Source organism: Paenibacillus eucommiae, assembly GCF_017874215.1.
Taxonomy (GTDB): domain Bacteria; phylum Bacillota; class Bacilli; order Paenibacillales; family NBRC-103111; genus Paenibacillus_AI; species Paenibacillus_AI eucommiae.
The window spans coordinates 86082-104988 of record NZ_JAGGLB010000010.1 but is presented as its reverse complement, the minus strand read 5'-3'; the positions used below and the strand labels follow the sequence as shown (position 1 = coordinate 104988).

The window sequence follows — 18907 nt, the reverse complement described above, 5'->3', positions numbered from 1 at the left end:
ATTCTTGGAAAGGAGCATGCAATCATGCAAAGACAGAAGGGTGATTTAACGCATGCTACACCCACAAAGGGTATGAATGGCTTGCATGTGAAGTCGTATAGCCGTAACCGTGTCGAAGCTTTAGAAGGATTTTTATTTATTTCACCAGTTGTATTAGGTCTGCTCATCTTTTGGGCGTGGCCGATCCTGCAATCTTTTTATTATAGCTTTACTACATACAGTATTTTGAAGCCTGCAGAATGGATCGGTTGGGCAAATTTTAAGACGCTTTTCAACGACCCCGTGTTCTGGAATTCTTTAAAAATTACACTTATTTATACAGTGCTAGCCGTTCCATGCGGGTTGATCGTCGGGTTCTTTCTTGCACTGCTCCTAAAAAGACAGGTACCAGGCGGACGCTGGTTTCGGACTTTGTTTTATTTGCCGGTCGTAGTGCCCATTGTGGCCCAAGGGGTTTTGTGGAAGCATATGTACAGTCCGGAAGTAGGACTCGCTAACCAGATATTAAAGGGAATCGGATTACAGCCCTATCCTTGGTTCAGTGACCCTGACACGGTGATGACCTCCTTGATTATTATGTCCTTGTGGCAAGCGGGAGGATCGATGATCATTTGGATTGCGGGACTCGAAGGGGTGCCGGAGCATCTATATGAAGCAGCGATTGTGGATGGGGCTTCGCCGCTCCGCCGGTTCTGGAGTGTAACGATTCCGCTCGTCACGCCTGTTATCTTTTTCAATCTGATTATTGGGATGATCGGCGCTTTGCAAGTATTCGGTCAGGTGCTCGTGACCACTGGCGGGGGCCCGCTTGATTCAAGCAAATTCCTGATGGTGTTAATTTATGAAGAAGCTTTCGGCAAGCTGAACATGGGTTATGCATCGGCAGTTTCCTGGGTGCTGTTTCTTATTGTTCTTATGTTTACTCTCATTATTTTCCGTAGCAGCCGGCTTTGGGTGCATTACGAGGGGGAGCAATAATATGAAATCCATTCGAAATACGCGCATGATGTCCTATGGGATCCAATATGTTCTCATGATTTTCGGAGCTGTGATCTTTATGTTCCCTCTCGTATGGATGGTATCCAGAAGTTTAATGGGACTTGCTGATTTATACACGCTACCACCCCGTATTTTTCCCAGTGAATCAACGCTGCAAGCATACAGGGAAATATGGGACATAAAACCGTTCGGTCTATTCTTCAAAAATACAGTAATCATCGTTGTATGGACGGTGCTTGGAGGGACGATTTCTTCGGCTTTGTGCGCTTTTGGTTTTGCGCGGCTTCGATTCCCATTAAGAAATCTGATCTTTGGCATTGTGTTAACGACGATGATGCTGCCAGGTGCCGTAACGATGATTCCGGTATATGTGCTTTTCAGTAAGCTTGGCTGGGTGAATTCGCTGCTTCCGTTAATCGTGCCGAGCTTTTTTGGCGGCGGAGCCTTTAACATATTTTTGCTGCGCCAATTTTTTGCTACCATTCCCAAAGATTTTGATGAGGCTGCAAGAATGGATGGGGCTAGCACATGGGCCATTTTCTGGAGAATTTGTTTGCCGCTATGCGTGCCTGCTATAACCGTTGTTGCTGTTTTTGCTTTCAAAGGAGCTTGGGACGATTTTATGGGACCACTTATTTATTTGAACAGTGAAGAGAAATTCACCCTGGCACTGGGCTTGTTCAGCTTGTCGCCGGCACGTGTTGGCGTTGCGTCCTTTGCGAATACGGCCCATGTGATGGCGGCGTGCAGCCTGGCTATCCTTCCGGTCATTACAGTGTTTATAGTTGCGCAAAAACGACTTATCTCTGGTACAGTTGTCTCAGCTGGTATAAAGGGGTAGGTGGGATTTGAGTGTGTACTTCTTCACTTAACGTTGATTTTTTTCGCGTTCTTTATAAGTGGACAGGCTGCTCTCACTTATAAAGCGCTCTTAATACGGATTTGAAACGAGATACACACTATTGGGCATCCTGTTGAGGGTGTCCTTTTTATGTGCGCCTCACATTCGCACAATCTAAGTGGTTCAAATCCACTGAGTAACTTTACCCTTTAAAGTGCCGTAGCCGAAGCAGATGTCCTAGCTTCATGAAGAAAGAAGGACTGGCAGGGTGTCCCTCGCAAGAGGGAATCTGAAGGGCCTGCAAGCAAAGTCCAGCCCGACATCTTCAACGTAATCTTTAGGCAGCTCATTGTAGTGGAAGCTAACGATTTTATCAACAACGACCGTCTCCCGCAACTTCAACATTCTCAGTTCCAATGAAGAACCCCCTTTCTGCTCCGATTTAACGTTTACTAACTATATATTCTTCGCTTTCAGTAGTTTCCCTTCTGATCGAAAGAACAAAAAAGGTGACTCAAAATCCAAAGAAACCCGAATTGGAACCGGATATACTGGAATTCAGATGAAATAAACCGCTTTCACAGACAATTCATCGATTGGAGGTGATTTCCGATCCAAAAGAAATAGACGCATTTTTATGAGAAGGAAATATTATGTGCCAAGGAGGATTTATATTGATACGTACAAGTAGATCGACATCGAAATGGGCCATCGTTTTTCTCGTCATGCTGCTACTCCTCGTCTCTTTTCCGTTCGCGGATGTGCGCGCCGAAGGAGAAGAAACGTCGTTTTCGGCAAACGAGGGTGTTCCGAACATGATCGCAAACCCCGGCTTCGAAGACGATTTCGCTGGCTGGGACGTTTCTTGGCCGGACACGGTGGCCCAAATTACGGATGAGGCACAAAGTGGCAGCAAAGCGATCAAAGTCAATGCGAGCAGTCAGGAGCAAACTGTGCCGGTTGTTTCGGGGAAAAGCTACAAAATGACCTTTTGGGCGAAAAGGGCCGGACCCGAGGTGCTGAATCTGGTCGGCATCAACTTTTGGAACGTTCCGGGGATCGGCCTGCAGGGGGCCCGGGTAACGGTCGATTCGAGCGAATACAAGCAATATGAAATTTATTTCACCGCTCCGGCCGGTTTTTCTCATTCGACGATTGTCATTTATAGAGATCCCGGCATCGGCTGGGTTTATGTGGATGATATGACGTTGCACGAGCTGCCGAATTTAGCGGCAAACCCCGGTTTCGAAGACGACTTTACCGGCTGGGACTTGTCGTGGCCGGACACCGTTGAAAGCATTACAAGCGATGCCGCGAGCGGAAGCAAAGCGCTGAAAGTTAATGCGAGCAGTCGGGAGCAGACGGTAAACATCGTGACGGGCCAAAGCTATAAGATGTCCTTCCGGGCGAAAAAAGCCGGTCCTCCGGAATTGAACCTTGTCGGTATCAATTTCTGGGACGTGCCGGGAATCGGCTTGCAGGGGAGCCGCGTTACGGTTGAATCCGCCGATTACAAAGAGTACACGGTTTATTTCACGGCACCGCCAGGCTTTTCGAAAGCGACCATCGTCGTCTACAAAGACGCCGGCACCGGTTCGGTTTACGTGGACGACTTTGTCCTGACGGAATGGAGCGCTCAGAGCGAGGAACCGGCGCCAAAACGAAACGATCGAACGATTCTGCAGGAACAATCGAAAACGCAGCCGTATTTGATGCTGATGCAGCAGCCGGACGGCAATACGACGACTCCGGAAAAAGTGAAGGGCAACATCGAATATATCGAATCGCTGCCGTTCGACGGCATGATGATCACCCCGTCCTTTTCGCCGAAGCTGATGACGCGCGAACAGATTTCATACGAGACGATCTATGACGAGCTGAAAGTATTAAAAGGATTGTTTAAGCGGATGGATAAAAACTACTTGGCGTTTGTGTCAAACCGTCCTGCTGATCCGAATGATCCGACAGGAACGGGCGATACTGTCGACAACGAAGGATGGACGAACGTTGGAAAATCGGGCGATTTATTCGACGACGAAGGGTGGTCCATTGTCGAGCAAAATGTAAGAAATTTTGCCCGTGCCGCTAAAGAGGTGGGAATTACGCGTATTCTTTACGACAATGAGGAATACTTCCGCAAGTTCTCCTCCTACCCTCAAGACTCCTACTATAAAGAGAAATCGTTAAAAGAATATCAGGATAAAGCTAGCGAACGCGGAAGGCAGATCATGAACGCCATTGTTAGTGAAATTCCCGACGCCACCGTTATGGTGCTCCACGGTCCGTATGTGTCGGATAAAAATAAGCCAGACTGGTTTAAGAAAAATATCGGCACCGTAAACTTGATGGGTCCGTATTTCATCGGCATGCTGCAGGCGGTTAAAGAGGCCGGAGATAAAGCGAAGCTCGTCGACGGCGGCGAATTGTATTTGCTTCGATCGGAGGGCGATTTCGAAGACGCCTACCAGTTCCGCAAGTACGAGCTGGCGGACTCTTACAGCAACAACGATTTTATCCCGGAAGAATTGAGAGAAGATTTCGGGGATAGCGTAAGCATGGCTTTCGGCATTTACAATATGCCATGGCAGAACTATCCGATGACTCCGCAAATTATGAGAACGATGCTCGAAAACGCGCTCCGTTCCGCCGAGGAGATGGTCTGGTACTATACCGAACCGCCGGGCGGACATTGGTTGATTCCCGGGAGCATGGGCCAGGAATGGTTCGACGCCGTCATCGGAGCGAGACAAGCGGTCGCGGACGTAAAGACCGGAACGAACCGGATATACAACGGCGGATTCGAGTTTGACGATGTCAACTGGGATCTCTCCGGCAGCACCGAAATTATGCATAATATCGGGCCGATTTTGACGGCGTTTTCCGATGCTAACGCGCTCGTCATCGGCAAGGAGCAGGGAGCGGCGAAGCAGAAGCTAACCACCGGGTTGAAGCAGGGGAGCACCTATATGCTGAGCGCTTGGGGGAAAGCGTTGGCGAAAGGCGACCGGGCGCAAGTCGGAATCATCTTGAAGGATGAACTGGGCAACGTCGTTGGCGAACAATCGTTTCAGCTTGAAGCGGAGGTTTACAGCAAAGGGTCCGTCTCCTTCGTCGTACCGTCCGGCATCAGCAGCGCGGAGGTTTATGCGAAGAGGGAGGCAGGCGACGATTATATTTTCATCGACGATATCATTTTGCGCGAAGTAGAAGCAAGCAGCAACGCCGACTTGAGCGGACTGACCTTATCGGGCGGCGCATTAAGTCCCGCATTCGCATCCGGGACAACGGACTACACGTCCAGTGTGGCTAATGATGTAACGAGCCTAACTGTAACGGGGAGTGTATCCCAGAGTCATGCCACGATGACGGTGAACGGAATTCGGGCAGAAAGCGGTCAAGCGAGCGGAGCGATTAACCTGAACGTGGGCAATAACCTCATTACTATTGTCGTGACGGCTCAGAATGGCACAACGAAGACCTATGAAATTGCAGTGACTCGCGCGGGAGCCAGCAGCAGTAGCGGCGGCAGTTACACGGGTTCAATATCCTCAAGCGACAATATCGTTACCGCCATAGATGGCAAACTAACCCTTCCTGCAGGTAAAAAAGGAAAAGTTAGTTTGGAAGATACGATTACGATCGATATTCCTGCCGATGCAGCAGACAAAGAATTGAAAATAACGATAGACAAAGTAGCGGCGGACATTCAAAACCTGCTAACAAATCAAGACGTTCTAGCCAGTCCGGTCTTTGAAATTTTGAAAAACTTCTCGGACAATTTCAAAAAACCAGTGACCCTAACCTTTACTTTTGATCCAAACAAAGTGAAGAGCAATCAGCGGGCGGCTGTATACTATTATGACGAAGCGAAGAAGGTATGGGTGGAAGTCGCGGGCGGTAAGGTGAACGGCTCCACGATCTCCGTTGAGGTTAATCACTTTACCAAATTTGCGGTATTCGTTGTAGATGAAGCATCTGTGATAGACCCGGAACCGAATAGTACGTTTACCGATATTACTGGGCACTGGGCTGAGGCGAACATTAAGTTGGCGGTAAGCAGCGGAATCGTCAGCGGTTACCCGGACGGAACGTTCAAGCCTGGGAACAACGTGACGCGTGCGGAATTCGTGGTGATGCTGATGAATGCGCTTAAGCCGCAAGGAGAAGGAGCGGAACTCGCGTTCACGGATACAGCGAAGATAGGAGCTTGGGCACAGCAAGCGGTTGCGCAAGCGGTGCAAGCAGGCATTATCCAAGGATATGAGGATGGCAGCTTCCGTCCGGACGCAGGAATAACACGTGCTGAGATGGCGGTCATCCTTGCCAATGCGTTGGGTCAGCAGGGCGAATCGTATGCTGCAGCAGGCTTTGCGGATGATAAGAACATTCCGGCATGGGCCAAAGACGGCATTGCTTTCGTGAAGCAAGCAGGCATCGTTCAGGGCAAAGGCGATAACGTGTTCGCGCCTCAAGACCAAGCGACAAGAGCCGAGGCTGCAACGATACTGCTGAACATGTTGACGTACAAGAGCAAGTAAAGCTGGAGACGGGTACGCCGGAATTGCCGCAAGAGCGGCGAAAGCGGCGGTGACGCGCGCAGAATTTGCCGCCATGGGCGACCCGCGCCGAATGCGCACAGGCGGTCTATAACTTGATCAGGAGCACTCCATAATTCGGCAATGAGCCTTCCATACCATGACTAGGAGGCTCGGAGGAAAAAATAAAAAGCGGATCATCAGTAGACGGGAGCTGCTTGCTTCGATGGGCGCAGCCGGTGTGGCGCTCGCTTATGGCGGGCTCATTCAAGCCACTACCGTTCATGTGGATAATGAACCGGTAAGCGAAGCAGTGTACGGCACCGGCGCGGAGAATAAGAAACCGCCCGTAAAAGAGCCCTTTGCCGTCGATTGGCATAATGTCAAAGAATATGGCGCTCGCGGCAACGGAAGTTCGGACGATTTTCCGGCGCTGTCGCACCTGTTCGCCGCACGTTTGTCTGCGGAAAGCGGAACTGTCTATTTGCCGCAGGGAACGTACCGGATCGGGACTAGTCTGACGATTCCTGCTAATGCACATCTCGTTTTTGACAAAGGTGCTCTTTTAGCTCCCGATGCAGGAGTTACCGTAACGATCGCGGCAACTATCTCTGCCGGGACGTACCGCATTTTTGCGAGAAGCGGCTCGGTTCGTCAGCGGTTTCGGTAAGATCCATTCACTTGCGAAAGGAGCGGTTTGAAATGGAATATAACGTAGTGCATTACGGAGCGACGGGGGACGGGACGACCGACGATACGGCCGCGATCCAGTCGGCCATCGACTCCGCGCTAGGACGTTCACGACGACGGTAGCGGGTTACTTGTATGACAGTTCGGTCGACTCGAAGCCATTAATTTTTCAGGGACTGACGATCGATGGCAACTTGCAAAATCAAGGGACTTACGAGAATTATGAGCTCGAGCAAGCGCATCTCATCTTTCTGATGGGAAATGCCACCAACAGCGGCAAGCTGCGGGCCGTCATCGAGGATTGCTATTTCAAAAATTGCGTTGCCGACGCGATCAGTGTCTACACTAACGTATCGGTGCAAATATCCAATTGCACCGCTGTCGACTGCTTTCGCGGCGGTGTTGTCGTTACCGGTGGTTATTCCAATGTGCATGTGAACAATTTCAAAGCACACGGAGTGGTTCACGCGACAGGCATCGACGTCGAGCTCGACGGTTCGGGCTACGGAAATACGTTGAAAACGGACATAACGATGAACAATCTTTATTTGCCCGACGGCGAATTCGATGTGGGAGTGCTGCAAGGGTCGAAGTTAGTTTATATACTGTACATATTCATCCAGAAAGGAGGGGTAGGCAGTGGCCTCATATTCTCAAACGCAGCAAATAACTGTCAAGCCAAAGAAGCCAACCAGGTTTTCCGCCTGGCGCAAGAATTGGGATTTGTATGTGTTGATAAGCCCGGTAGTCGTGTATTTTATTGTTTTTCACTATTTACCGATGTACGGGGTACAGATCGCCTTTAAGGATTTTGTCGCGAGCAAAGGCTTTTGGGACAGCCCATGGGTGGGTTTTAAACATTTCCAACGTTTTTTTGACAGCTACTACTTTTGGCGGCTGATCAAAAATACGCTCGGCATCAGCTTGTACCAGCTGGCTATCGGGTTCCCTGTACCGATTTTGCTCGCGCTTATGATCAATGAAGTCCAGAGCAAGCGATTCAGGAAAACCGTGCAAACGATTACGTATGCGCCGCATTTTTTATCGACAGTCGTTGTGGTCGGTATGATTTTCATTTTTCTATCGCCGAAATCAGGCCTTCTTAATCTGGCGCTGCAGGCACTCGGGTTTGGTCCTGTTTTTTTCATGACGGATGCGGGCTGGTTCAAAACGATTTACGTCTTTTCGGACGTATGGCAGCAAATGGGCTGGAGCTCTATTCTTTATCTGGCCGCTCTTGCCGGAGTGGACCCCCAGCAGCATGAAGCAGCAAAGATGGACGGAGCCAGTAGGCTTCAGCGGATATGGCATATCAACCTGCCTTCCATTTTACCGACCATTATTATCCTGCTCATTTTGAGCATGGGCTCGATGTTCAGCCTTGGCTTCGAGAAAATCTTTTTGATGCAAAACGATCTCAATATGGAAGGGTCAGATGTCATCAGTACTTATGTATACCGGTCAGGGATTTTAGGTGCGCAGTACAGTTTTTCTACAGCCGTAGGCTTGTTTAATTCGGTTGTTAATTGCATACTGCTTATTTCTGTTAATCAGATAGCCAGAAAGGTGAGTAGGACCAGCCTATGGTAAAAGTAGAGAAGCTCAGACAAAATCGCATAGGCCAGACAAAGGGTGATCAAATGTTCAGCGTGCTGAATTACTTGATCCTGTCCATGACGCTGCTGATCGTTCTGTATCCGCTGGTTTTTGTACTCATCGCCTCGCTTAGCAGTCCGGAAACGGTTATCCGCGGCGAGGTATGGATTTGGCCGAAAGGCTTTAACCTGGATGCTTATTCCCGCGTATTCCAGAACAAGGACATTATGAGTGGTTATTTGAATACGATTATGTACACGATAGCCGGAACAGCCATCAACCTCGTTATGACTGTGCTGGCCGCTTATCCGCTATCGCGTAAAGATTTAAAGGGCCGGAACGTGATCGTGATGTTTATGATGTTCACGATGTTTTTCAGCGGGGGGCTCATCCCTACCTATATGATTATCAAAAACATGGGACTCATTAACACGTTCTGGGCAATGGTTGTGCCTAATGCCGTCTCAGTATTTAACATTATTATTATGAGAACTTTTTTTCAGCACACCATTCCGAACGAAGTGCAGGAGGCCGCTGTTATGGACGGATGCTCCAACATGAACATTTTGGTACGAATTGTGCTGCCTTTGTCTATGCCGATCATTGCCGTTATGATTTTGTTCTACGGCGTCGGGCACTGGAATGCGTATTTCAACGCTTTGATTTATTTGTCCGATCGGGATAAATTTCCGCTGCAGCTTATCCTGAGGGAAATACTGGTGCAGAACCAGACCCAGGATATGATGGATCTGAACAGCGAGTCGGCTTCACAGCAAGCGCTTGTAGCGGCTTCGATCAAATATGCGGTCATTATTGTGACCAATGTGCCTGTACTTTTACTGTATCCGTTTTTACAGAAATATTTTGTCAAAGGTGTCATGGTTGGCGCCATTAAAGGCTAGTGCTTGATTGACTAATTAGGAGGAACGATCCCATGAAACGTGTCACACTGATCATCTTGATGCTTGTCCTTTTTTCTACTGTTCTCCTGACTGCCTGTTCCGGAGGTACGGCGAAGCCAACAACGTCCCCGTCCCCATCTGATGCTCCATCCGGCAGCGATGCTTTGAACCCTGGAATGCCTATCGTCAATTCGCCGATTTCTTTGAAGGTGTTCTCCTACTACCCCGCAGCAGTTAATCCGGATTGGGGCAATATCAGACTGTGGAAAGATTACGAGAAAATGAGCGGCATTCATATCGACTGGGATTTGGTGCCAGCAGCGAATATGACAGAACGGCTGAATTTGATGCTGGCCAGCGGGGATTACCCGGAAATTATATATGGAACTGGCGTTTCCAATCTGGATTTAATTAAATATGGGGAAACCAAAGTATTTTTACCGCTAAACGATTTGATTGACAATCATGCACCGAATTTGAAAAAGCTGCTGGATGAGAACCCGTCTATCAGAAAAAGTATCACCATGCCTGATGGGAACATTTATGGACTGCCTACGCTCTTCGATCCGGAGTTCTCCTCTGTATTGAGCGGCCAGAAGTTCTGGGTTAAGGAAGATTGGCTGAAGCAGCTCGGAATGAAGCTTCCAACGACGGTTGATGAGCTGTACTTGCTGCTGAAGGCGATACACGAAAATGATTTGAACAAAAATGGCAAACAAGATGAGACTCCCATCTACTTCTCAGGGCCCCAACACTTGCTCTCCTATTTAAAAGGGGCTTGGGGTCTCGGTAATCGTGGATCAAAGCATTATTTAGTGGATGTAGACCAGAAGACGAATCAATTGCGCTTTATTCCGACCGATCCAGGCTATAAAGAAATTTTGGAGTTTATGAACAAGCTGTTTAAAGAAAATATTTTCACCAAAGAATTGTTTACAATTACGAATGAGGAATTCGTCGCCAGGGCGGGCGAAGGCAATATTGGTACCTTTGTTGGTATTGGGCCGGCTGCGTTCAACGGCACAGGGTACGTAGGAGGGGAAGTGCTGAAGGGTCCTCACGGTGATCAAATGTACTCGTTGGTCAATCCTTCCGTTATTGCTAATGGAGCGTTCGTACTTACGGACAAAAATAAACACCCGGAAGCATCCATGCGCTGGGCAGATTATTTCTACAGCGAAGAAGGGGTCCGCATGTACTTTATGGGATTTGAAGGGGATACGTACAAAGTAACTGAAGATGGAAACTACGAATATACCGACGAAATCGTCAAAAATCCGAAGGGGCTCAATTTGAATCAGGCCATAGGCCAATATTTGGTATGGCCGGGTCTGTTTTATCCGAGCATGGTCAAACAGAAGACGTTCAAAGGGACGGAAGGCAGTGTGGATGCGATTGCAGCAGCGGAAAAAGTGAAGCCTTATTTCCCTAAGGAGACATGGGCGGATTTCAGCTATACTCCAGAGGAAAACGATCAGATTACTGCTTACGGCACAGATATCGCTACGTATGTTATGGAAATGCAAGCGAAGTTCGTCAGCGGTGAAGTTCCGTTCACTGATTGGGATAAATATGTCGCTACGCTGAAAAAAATGGGTCTGGATAAATATATGGAAATTTACAATCTCGGTTACCAGCGGTATCAGAATAATTAACTCTATATAGATTGACAAGCGGGTAGAGATAAGTGGCAAACATCTGGGTCTACCGATCATTCAAAAGAACATTTTCCAACGGGCGCATAACGGGCATTCCCGGTCCCTCCAACATTTCCAGAAGGCCGGGCTTCCCCCAGTTCTCGTATCGGTACTTATAATCGAAAAATCTATCGATCGTATACGTCCCGCTTGCTGCATAGACGTTGGGATCGTTGCGGAACGTGTAGTAAACAGCAAGGCCATAGATAAAGCTGTTGGACGAACGATATTCTTCGAGCTGAAGGACTACATTGACGAAAGTATGGAGAACCTGTTTTCCCCGAAATACGAAACGATGGAGGAGCTAGAGGAGCTCGTTGTCAATTTCTGTTCCAGGGTATGCAGCTACATCGAGGGTCAGAAGGAAAGCAAGAACGTGAATCTGTATCAAAACGTACTGGCCTATGTGAACGATTGTTATACGGACCCGTCTGTCAGCTTGGAAAACATCGCGGAAAAGTTCGGTGTATCGCCCTCCTATTTATCCCGTTATTTTAAAGACCAAACCGGCTACCCGCTGATGCGTTATATGGATGGGATGCGGATGAACAAAGCGAAGGAATTGCTGAAAAATACGGATATGAAGCTGAAGGACATTGTCGAGCACGTCGGCTACGTAGACCAAACTAATTTCATCCGCAAATTTAAACGGAACGAGGGCATTACACCGATACAGTATCGCAATGTCGGTGAAGAGTGATGAGAGGGAAAGACGGACATACAGAAATACGGTATGTATATGAACCTTCTGAATAATATGTTGGTATCTAATGGAGCCTTCGAGTCATCTCGCCGCATCCATGCTATTGCATGGCCATATAAGCATGAACTATTGCGAGCTGAGGGCAATGACGGCGTTAGGATTAAGATCGTCAGCGATATGGAAGACACTATTTTCAATCGATTTCTGGCACTAAGCAGCTTTTTTGCTTAAGCCGGCTTACCGTGGGCTATTTCGACACAACCGTTTGTTTTGAAAGAATATGATAAATTTCTTTAATGGTTTGAATAAGAGGGAGTGTGCCGTATGTCGCATTATTATTCAATGGGCGAGTATTTGAAAGAGAAGTACAAGGAGACTGCAAGGCCCTTTAGTTTCCGAGCGGATAATAAGGAAGATTGGGAGCAATGGAAGCATCAATTCACGGAAAAGCTGTATGAGCTGCTGGGCGAATGGCCAGCGAAGATCGTCGATCCCCGTCCGCTAGTTCTCGAGAAGGTGCGTTATGAGGGGTACGTATGCGAGAAAGTAATGATTCATAGCGAGGCAAATATGCAGGTGCCATTTTATTTTCTCATCCCGGATTCAGATAACCCCAAAGCGGTAGCCCGCAGCAGAAACGGAAAGCTTCCTGCGGTGCTATGCCTGCATGGGCATGGAGGGGGCAAGGATGACGTTGCCGACATTCAACATGGGGAAAGGCTGCGGGAGGTTGACTATAAATCCCACAATTATCATATGGCGCCAGCCTTGGCGCGGGAAGGTTACATCGCGATTGTTCCGGATGCCAGAGGTTTCGGAGAGCGCAAGCTGGGCTACGGCAAGCCTCACGCAGGAGGAGAGAAGGATGGATGTGATCTTGTTTTCTTGAAGTCCATTATGCTTGGCATAAATCCGCTCACTCTGAATATTTGGGATGCCATGCGCTGTGTCGATTATTTGGAATCCAGGGATGAGGTCGATTCCGAGAGAATTGGCTGCATCGGATTGTCGTTCGGTGGAGCCTGGGCGCTGTATACGTCGATACTGGACAATCGCATCCGGACTGCTGTGATTAGCGGGTATTTTAATTCATTTGAGTCCCATGCCATCCAGTGGGGGAATTTCTGCGGCTCGATGACAATCCCTAATCTGTTGAAATATGGAGAGATGGCTGATCTGGCTGCGCTCTTGGCCCCTAAGCCTGTGCTGCTGACCAGTGGCAAGCATGATATTGGATTTCCTTATGAGGCATCGGAGCAAGCCTATGAGACTGTAAAAAGAGCTTATGCCGCAGCGGGCTGCGAGGAGAGAACGAAGTTTGACGGCTTCGATGGCGGGCATCAGTTCAATGTTCCGACTACATTGGATTGGCTCAATCAATGGTTATAAGCCTTCGTTAGGAGGGTTTCAATGCTGGATAGCCTGGAGAGGCGTTAGAATTGGCTTCCCTAACATCTTTTTGTACACTAATCAGAAAATGCATTTGAATATGTTGGTGCTAAATGGATGTTTGGGTTTCACCTGAAATCGGTGATTGGCCGTGAATACCTACAATTGTGCAGGAAAATATCCACTTGGAGCATCAAACGGACAAGAGCCTTCTATTTGAAGTGTATAGGATGGTAAACGTCAAATAATACCCACTTACAAGAGTATTGGCGTTGCCTCCTTTGCGAATACGGCGCATGTCATGGCGGCTTGCAGCCTGGCTATTTTTCCTGTTATTACGGTGTTTATAGTTGCGCAAAAACGACTTATCTCTGGTACAGTTGTCTCAGCTGGTATAAAGGGGTAGGAGGGATTTGAGTGTTTACTTCTTCACTTAACGATGTTTTTCATCGTTAAAGGAAGTGTTTCGAGGCCATCAGTCACGTTAATGATGATTTTCATCGCTAAAGGGGACGGATGGCCTCTTTGGGTGGTAAAAAGGGATTTTAATGATGTTTTTCATCGTTAAAGTAAGAATGTGGAGACCACTTTTGCTTTTAACGATGAAAAACATCGCTAAAGTAGCAGCACTTCATCCCCAGCGTCTTTACAGCTAGGAAATCTCCTCCGGCCAAGAGAAAAACCCTTGCTGGCTGCTCATTTGAGCTAGGTGTTCGTGCGATTGTAGCTGGGAGAGGTAAGGGATGCGATAGCTAACTATTTACGATGAGAACGATTCTCGATATAATGGGGGGGAGAAGGAAGGGAAGGTGTCATTCGATGAAGCGACAGGAAGAGTATAAAGCATGGAATCAATTGCATATCGAGATTTTGGATATTCGTCTGCATACTCTTGCACCGAGAGAAGCTAGTCTCGGCTACCTTTTGCCTGCCAGTGCATTGCTATTCCCATATCGGGGAAAAGCGAAAGTATGGATGGATAAGCTCTTGCATCCTGTGGAGCATTTTCATTTCTTTCACGGCTGTAAGGGCACCCGTCTTGATATCGAAGCAGAGGAACATTTTGAATATTATCTGGTATTGTATCGTGCCGAGCTTCCGGTCCGTCGAAGACTTTCTCTAGTCCATGGCGAGCTTCTCCCGTTTCAGCAAGTATTCGGGTTTTCACCTTTACAGCCTTTGCTGCTCTATCCGATTATTCAGCGTATGGAAGAAGAGTGGAGACGATCAACGGAGAAGGAGAAGCTGAGGGTGAAGGCTCTATTCTATCAATTCATCGTGGAAATGCTGCAGCAAAAGCAACAACAGGGACTCGAACTGCTTCCAGCAGAAGTAGTCAAGCAAGCAGTCCAGTATATGCTAGACCATGTAGAGCAACCCGTAACACTGGAGATTCTGGGACAAAAGTTCGGCTACAACTCCCAATATCTTGCCCGCAAATTCAAGGGAATTATGGGGCGCAGCCCGATTGATTATCTAATTGGCTTGCGGATTGACAAAGCGTGCAGCATGCTGCGGCATACGGATGCGTCAATAGGCGACATTGCACGCAGTGTAGGATATGAGGATCTCTTTTACTTTACCCGGATTTTCAAAAAAAACGTAGGTCTTTCTCCGAGTCATTACAAAAAAAAGATGCTGAACGAGACGGATGTACGCTTTTCTCCATATAAGGGGTGGACATCGTCCATGGTGAAATCAGATTCCCTATATTATAGTAATGATGTTAATGATAATCATTATCACTATAAAGAAGAAGGGGATTTTAACATGTACAAGACATCCAGAATGAATGTAGCGGTGACCGTTTTGCTAGGACTTACCCTGCTGCTAACAGCTTGCGGGGGAGGAAATTCTGCACCTCCAACCCAGTCAGGGGTGGCTTCCACTTCAATTGCATCATCGATTCCATCCAATGCAAATTCAAATGCCTCGACGACGCAGGAAGCAGCGCCAGCTGCAGCTACCAAGATCGTGAATACGGCATTTGGCGAAGTAGAAGTACCGGTAAAGCCGGAACGGATTGCAGCGATACAATATTTGAGTGGTATGCTTGCCGTCAAGGCTAGTCCGATTGCCTCTACTACGCGTATATTGGAAAATCCATATTTCAGCGGATTGACGGATCATATTGAAATTGTGGGCGCTTCAGGCAGTGAAGTTTCTTTGGAAAAGCTGGTGGATCTTGAGCCGGATCTGATTGTCGTTATGACCTCAAAGAAAGAAGAAGTTGAAACGTTCAGCAAAATTGCCCCAACAATCGGCATACCCTATGGATCGTTCGCAACTATTGAAGAAGAGGTGACTTTCTTTGGGGATTTGCTGGGAAGAAAGGACGAAGCCTCAGCATGGCTGACAGATTATGCAGCACGTATGGCTGCTGCGAAGGCAAAGGTCATGGCGGTTATACCTGCTGACGCAACCTTCAGTATTATTGAGGTGACGGATAAAAACCTGAGTGTATTTGGTAAAAATTATGGCCGTGGCGGAAAAGCAATTTACGAGATTTTTGAACGCTTGGCTCCTGCGTCTTATGCAGCCGAGATTATGGAAGAAAACTACCGGGAAATCTCAATGGAAGTGCTGGAGGAATATGCGGGGGACTACATCATTCTAACCACAGACAAATCATTGGAAGAAATAAGGGGTGATAAGCTTTGGGGAAAACTGGACGCAGTCAAAAAAGATAGGCTATATGTCTGGCCTAACAAGAAATCTTATTTCACGGACCCCTTGTCTGTGCTGTCACAGACGGAAGACTTGGCTGAATGGTTGACCCGTGGAGAAAAGAACAATTAAGGGATATGCAGCTAAAACAGTTCTCACATTTAAGACGATGTTAATAAAACCTCCCAAACAGGGGGGGGGGTTGTAATCAGCGCGCCTAGCCAAGCTAGGCACAAAGGACAAGAGAGAGTCGAGCCTTGTGTGTTTGGGCGAAGACCATGGAATGCGTGAAGCCCTTGGAAGTGCAGCGCGGAATGGTGGAAGAACTCAACCCCAAAATACAGGGATGGAGAAACTACTATGCGATGGATGCCTTTGCTGACCTTTTCTTAAATAAAATCGACTGGTACATTCGAAAGAGGCTGACGTTGTTTTAGAACAAGAAACGGAATTGGCGTAAGAAGCAAGGGAAGTCCAGATGAGCGGGCATTGTCGCTCAGCAATCGGGTCTGAAGAAACGGGTCGGCTAGGAAAGTACCGCAACGCGGAAGAAAGAAGAACATCGGAAAGCCGGATGAAGGAGAAACTTCACGTCCGGTTTGATGCAGGGGGAGCTGAAAAAGTAAAAGAAGGGCTTACGCCCTCCAATGAAATTTCAGTTGTCTACTCTACTGATAGCTAGACTATATCTTTACAAATTAAGGCTAGCGGTCGAAGTAGTATAATGCTCACTCAAATACTAGCCATAAAATTAGCCTGAAGAACGTTTATTCCACAAGAACGAAAGCCCGAAAGCCCGAAAGCCCGAAAGCCCCGCGATCCCACGGATATGCTCCGAAGTACGCTCCTCATGACCAATTTTCAATACAACATGGATGATTGGGTGCATCAGCTTAGCACTGCTTCTCCCCGCTGCTTACGAAATCCTCAGACATTTCCATATAAAAATCAGCCTCTGTTCATACAACTTGCGTAAGATCAGGTACTATTCCCCAGTTAACCTTTGATGGCCCCGAGCTGAATCCCTTTGATGAAATGCTTCTGAACGAACGGATAAATCATGAGTACCGGCAAGATGGACACGACGATGAGCGTATATTTCAACAGCGCTTGCATCCCGAGCTTGCTTTCAATAATGCTCGGATCTTGAATTTTCGTCATCATTTGCGGATCGAACTGATTCATCGCCAATATGTTGCGCAGGAAAATCTGGATCGGATACAGTTCGTCCGACGACAAGTAAATAAGCGCATTGAAATAGGAATTCCAGGAGCCTACGGCAACGTATAAAGCGATGACCGCTAGAATCGGCCTGCATAGCGGGACGAGGATCGACGTCAAGTATCGGAAATCGCTGCAACCATCCATGCGGGCAGCCTCTTGCAGCAATTCGGGAATCGAAGTCTGGATGTACGTCCTCATCAAGATCACGTTGAATACCGACATGGCGCCTGGAATAACCATCACCCAGAACGTATCGATGAGTCCCAGTTGTTTAATGACCAGATAAGTCGGGATCAGTCCTCCTCCGAAATACATCGTGAAGGCAAAAGCGTACATGACCGCGTTCCGATACCGGAAATCCTTGCGCGACAACGGGTAAGCGGCAACCGTCGTCATGAACAAATTAAACACGACAGCCACGCCGGCATACAGAAATGAATTTCGAAATCCAACCCACACTTGCGAATTTTCGAACACGGCCTTATATCCGTCCCATGTAAACCCGACCGGGAACAAATACACTTTGCCCGAATTGATGGCGGCGGGCGAGCTGAACGAGGCGCTAATGACAAATAGGAGCGGGTACAATACAACTATCATAACAACAATCGCAAACATAATGTTCAGACTATCGAACAGCCTGTCGCCCTTACTAATCTTCAACTTTGACCCTCCTCTTTTAAAACAGGCTAGTCCCCGTCACTTTCTTGGCCAATTTATTGACAATCAGGAGCAGGGCAACGTTCGCTACGGCGCTGAACAAGCCGATTGCTGTGGCGAAGCTGTATAGCGCGCTCTGCAGCCCGATTTTGTACACATAAGTAGAGATGACTTCCGAAATGGATAACGTCAACGGATTTTGCATCAAGAAAATTTTCTCAAAATCGACGTTAAGCGCGTTGCCTGCAGACAGGATTAACAGAATCATCGCAGTAGGCATAATATAGGGCAAATCAACGTGCCAGATGCGCTGCAGTTTGGTTGCACCGTCTATCGTAGCCGCTTCCTGGATTTCCGGATCGACGCCGGACAAGACAGCCAAATAAATAATCGCTGAATACCCGGTAAACTGCCACATGCCGGATAACACATAAATCGGAATGAAATAGGCCGGCTCGCCTACGAAGTTGATGGGATCCATTCTCAGTGCTTTCATCAATTGATTCAAGGGGCCGAGCTGCGGATCGAGAAATTGGTAGATCATGCCTACCAGAACAACGGTTGAAATGAAATAGGGGGCATACGTCACCATCTGGACCGATTTGCTGAACAGCTTGGAACGCAGCTCGTTCAGTGCGATGGCCAAAATGATCGGTGCCGGAAAACCGAACAGAGTAGAGAGAACGCTGATTATAACCGTATTTTTAATAATTTTGCCGAATTGGTAGGAGTTATAGAAATCTTGAAAGTGCTTGAGCCCTACCCATGGACTGTCCCATATACCCTTGGATATGCTAAAGTCCTTGAATGCAAGCTGCAATCCATACATGGGCCAATAGTTGAATATTCCAATGTATGCGACCGGCAGAAGCAGCAGCGCATAAAGCTGCCAATTTCGTAACCGGCTTCCTGACTTCTGCATGACGTTATTCTGTTGCGGTGTGGACAATTCGGCTCATCTCCGATTTCGCGAGTTGGAATATAAGGAGGGCAGAGACATTATG

The 18907-nt window shown here is 47.8% G+C and carries 17 protein-coding genes; 14 read left to right on the top strand and 3 right to left on the bottom strand.

Features of this window, described 5'->3' with window-relative positions; translation table 11 throughout:
- The first annotated feature begins 24 nt into the window (after positions 1-24).
- Both J2Z66_RS16145 and J2Z66_RS16140 read left to right on the top strand, forming a co-directional pair.
- A complete protein-coding gene (locus J2Z66_RS16145; protein WP_245375597.1) occupies positions 25-978 on the top strand; it encodes a carbohydrate ABC transporter permease in 954 nt (317 codons plus the stop codon).
- A 1-nt stretch (position 979) separates the two neighbouring features.
- Positions 980-1840, top strand: a complete 861-nt coding sequence (locus tag J2Z66_RS16140; RefSeq protein WP_209972475.1) for a carbohydrate ABC transporter permease — start codon at positions 980-982, stop codon at positions 1838-1840.
- Positions 1841-2083: 243 nt separating this feature from the next.
- On the opposite strand, the gene J2Z66_RS16135 is transcribed toward J2Z66_RS16140, so the two are convergent.
- Positions 2084-2257: a hypothetical protein gene (locus J2Z66_RS16135; RefSeq protein WP_209972474.1), complete on the bottom strand. Its 174-nt coding sequence runs from the start codon at positions 2255-2257 to the stop codon at positions 2084-2086.
- 257 nt (positions 2258-2514) lie between these two features.
- Here J2Z66_RS16135 and J2Z66_RS16130 point away from each other — a divergent pair, with 257 nt between their 5' ends.
- The 12 genes from J2Z66_RS16130 to J2Z66_RS16075 all read left to right on the top strand — a co-directional run bounded on the left by J2Z66_RS16130 (position 2515) and on the right by J2Z66_RS16075 (position 16701).
- Positions 2515-6378: an S-layer homology domain-containing protein gene (locus J2Z66_RS16130; RefSeq protein WP_209972473.1), complete on the top strand. Its 3864-nt coding sequence runs from the start codon at positions 2515-2517 to the stop codon at positions 6376-6378.
- Positions 6379-6535: 157 nt separating this feature from the next.
- Entirely contained in the window at positions 6536-7045 is a 510-nt protein-coding gene (locus J2Z66_RS16125) for a glycosyl hydrolase family 28-related protein (RefSeq protein ID WP_209972472.1), read from the top strand.
- Between the two features lie 32 nt (positions 7046-7077).
- Positions 7078-7188 (top strand): glycosyl hydrolase family 28-related protein, encoded by a 111-nt coding sequence (locus J2Z66_RS44080; RefSeq protein WP_209972471.1) that lies wholly within the window; start codon positions 7078-7080, stop codon positions 7186-7188.
- A gap of 8 nt (positions 7189-7196) precedes the next feature.
- Positions 7197-7871 (top strand): right-handed parallel beta-helix repeat-containing protein, encoded by a 675-nt coding sequence (locus tag J2Z66_RS16115; RefSeq protein WP_209972470.1) that lies wholly within the window; start codon positions 7197-7199, stop codon positions 7869-7871.
- Complete coding sequence (locus tag J2Z66_RS16110; RefSeq protein ID WP_245375608.1) at positions 7789-8655, top strand: ABC transporter permease; 867 nt, start codon at positions 7789-7791, stop codon at positions 8653-8655. Before J2Z66_RS16115 ends, J2Z66_RS16110 begins: the two co-directional genes overlap by 83 nt.
- A 50-nt stretch (positions 8656-8705) precedes the next feature.
- On the top strand, positions 8706-9563 hold the full coding sequence (locus J2Z66_RS16105; protein ID WP_376774424.1) for a carbohydrate ABC transporter permease: 858 nt from the start codon (positions 8706-8708) through the stop codon (positions 9561-9563).
- 32 nt (positions 9564-9595) lie between these two features.
- Positions 9596-11218 (top strand): extracellular solute-binding protein, encoded by a 1623-nt coding sequence (locus J2Z66_RS16100; RefSeq protein WP_209972468.1) that lies wholly within the window; start codon positions 9596-9598, stop codon positions 11216-11218.
- Positions 11219-11636: 418 nt separating this feature from the next.
- Positions 11637-11960 carry a helix-turn-helix transcriptional regulator gene (locus J2Z66_RS16095; protein ID WP_209972467.1) on the top strand — a complete coding sequence of 108 codons (324 nt, stop codon included), beginning with the start codon at positions 11637-11639 and terminating at the stop codon, positions 11958-11960.
- A 327-nt stretch (positions 11961-12287) separates the two neighbouring features.
- Positions 12288-13352, top strand: a complete 1065-nt coding sequence (locus J2Z66_RS16090) for a dienelactone hydrolase family protein (protein WP_209972466.1) — start codon at positions 12288-12290, stop codon at positions 13350-13352.
- A gap of 819 nt (positions 13353-14171) precedes the next feature.
- A complete protein-coding gene (locus J2Z66_RS16085) occupies positions 14172-16151 on the top strand; it encodes an AraC family transcriptional regulator (RefSeq protein ID WP_209972465.1) in 1980 nt (659 codons plus the stop codon).
- Between the two features lie 146 nt (positions 16152-16297).
- On the top strand, positions 16298-16456 hold the full coding sequence (locus J2Z66_RS16080; protein ID WP_209972464.1) for a group II intron maturase-specific domain-containing protein: 159 nt from the start codon (positions 16298-16300) through the stop codon (positions 16454-16456).
- 41 nt (positions 16457-16497) lie between these two features.
- On the top strand, positions 16498-16701 hold the full coding sequence (locus J2Z66_RS16075) for a hypothetical protein (protein ID WP_209972463.1): 204 nt from the start codon (positions 16498-16500) through the stop codon (positions 16699-16701).
- A 314-nt stretch (positions 16702-17015) separates the two neighbouring features.
- Here the strand turns inward: J2Z66_RS16075 and J2Z66_RS16070 are convergent, their stop codons facing one another.
- Together J2Z66_RS16070 and J2Z66_RS16065 are read right to left on the bottom strand one after the other, a co-directional pair.
- Positions 17016-17861, bottom strand: coding sequence for a carbohydrate ABC transporter permease (locus J2Z66_RS16070; protein ID WP_209972591.1), 846 nt, complete (start codon positions 17859-17861; stop codon positions 17016-17018).
- 61 nt (positions 17862-17922) lie between these two features.
- Positions 17923-18852: an ABC transporter permease gene (locus tag J2Z66_RS16065; protein ID WP_245375596.1), complete on the bottom strand. Its 930-nt coding sequence runs from the start codon at positions 18850-18852 to the stop codon at positions 17923-17925.
- Positions 18853-18907 lie beyond the last annotated feature (55 nt).

What these genes read in the sequence shown, in the direction of transcription:
- J2Z66_RS16070 (WP_209972591.1), bottom strand. Translation starts at nt 17,861, where the DNA reads ATGTTTGCGATTGTTGTTATGATAGTTGTATTGTACCCGCTCCTATTT.
- J2Z66_RS16075 (WP_209972463.1), top strand. Translation starts at nt 16,498, where the DNA reads ATGAGCGGGCATTGTCGCTCAGCAATCGGGTCTGAAGAAACGGGTCGG.
- J2Z66_RS16125 (WP_209972472.1), top strand. Translation starts at nt 6,536, where the DNA reads ATGACTAGGAGGCTCGGAGGAAAAAATAAAAAGCGGATCATCAGTAGA.
- J2Z66_RS16080 (WP_209972464.1), top strand. Translation starts at nt 16,298, where the DNA reads ATGGAATGCGTGAAGCCCTTGGAAGTGCAGCGCGGAATGGTGGAAGAA.
- J2Z66_RS16105 (WP_376774424.1), top strand. Translation starts at nt 8,706, where the DNA reads ATGTTCAGCGTGCTGAATTACTTGATCCTGTCCATGACGCTGCTGATC.
- J2Z66_RS16085 (WP_209972465.1), top strand. Translation starts at nt 14,172, where the DNA reads ATGAAGCGACAGGAAGAGTATAAAGCATGGAATCAATTGCATATCGAG.
- J2Z66_RS16145 (WP_245375597.1), top strand. Translation starts at nt 25, where the DNA reads ATGCAAAGACAGAAGGGTGATTTAACGCATGCTACACCCACAAAGGGT.
- J2Z66_RS16090 (WP_209972466.1), top strand. Translation starts at nt 12,288, where the DNA reads ATGTCGCATTATTATTCAATGGGCGAGTATTTGAAAGAGAAGTACAAG.
- J2Z66_RS16140 (WP_209972475.1), top strand. Translation starts at nt 980, where the DNA reads ATGAAATCCATTCGAAATACGCGCATGATGTCCTATGGGATCCAATAT.
- J2Z66_RS44080 (WP_209972471.1), top strand. Translation starts at nt 7,078, where the DNA reads ATGGAATATAACGTAGTGCATTACGGAGCGACGGGGGACGGGACGACC.
- J2Z66_RS16100 (WP_209972468.1), top strand. Translation starts at nt 9,596, where the DNA reads ATGAAACGTGTCACACTGATCATCTTGATGCTTGTCCTTTTTTCTACT.